This is a genomic window from Kosakonia pseudosacchari (genome assembly GCF_900184035.1).
Lineage (GTDB): Bacteria > Pseudomonadota > Gammaproteobacteria > Enterobacterales > Enterobacteriaceae > Kosakonia > Kosakonia pseudosacchari.
In genome coordinates this window covers 1-839 of record NZ_FXWP01000021.1, presented here as the reverse complement: position 1 = coordinate 839, position 839 = coordinate 1, and the positions used below count along the sequence as shown (strand labels likewise).

The window sequence follows — 839 nt, the reverse complement described above, 5'->3', positions numbered from 1 at the left end:
ACTTCAGATTCGAATTTGGTGTGCGGCTTGATGGAACCCGGCTTAGCCAGTACCTGACCACGTTCGATTTCTTCACGTTTGATACCACGCAGCAGAACACCTACGTTCTCACCAGCACGGCCTTCGTCCAGCAGTTTGCGGAACATTTCAACGCCGGTACAGGTGGATTTCGCGGTGTCTTTGATACCAACGATTTCAACTTCTTCACCCACTTTGATGATACCGCGCTCTACACGACCGGTAACAACGGTACCACGACCGGAGATGGAGAATACGTCTTCGATCGGCAGCAGGAACGGCTTGTCAATCGCACGCTCTGGTTCCGGAATGTAGGAATCCAGGAAGCCAGCCAGTTCGATGATTTTCGCTTCCCACTCTGCTTCGCCTTCCAGCGCTTTCAGAGCAGAACCACGAACGATCGGCGTGTCGTCGCCCGGGAAATCATACTGAGACAGCAGTTCACGAACTTCCATCTCAACCAGTTCCAGCAGCTCTTCGTCATCAACCATGTCACATTTGTTCAGGAACACGATGATGTACGGAACGCCTACCTGACGACCCAGCAGGATGTGCTCACGGGTCTGCGGCATCGGGCCGTCAGTCGCAGCAACAACCAGGATCGCGCCGTCCATCTGCGCAGCACCGGTGATCATGTTTTTAACATAGTCGGCGTGGCCCGGGCAGTCTACGTGTGCGTAGTGGCGAGTCGGGGTGTCATATTCAACGTGAGATGTGTTGATGGTGATACCACGAGCTTTTTCTTCCGGCGCGTTATCGATCTGGTCGAATGCGCGAGCAGAACCACCGTAGGTTTTTGCCAGAACGGTAGTGATTGCAGC

Annotated in this window: 1 protein-coding gene; it reads right to left on the bottom strand. The window is 54.0% G+C overall.

Features of this window, described 5'->3' with window-relative positions; translation table 11 throughout:
• A partial coding sequence (gene tuf / locus BN2591_RS17070; RefSeq protein ID WP_143468264.1) for an elongation factor Tu occupies positions 1-839 on the bottom strand: 839 nt, incomplete at both ends.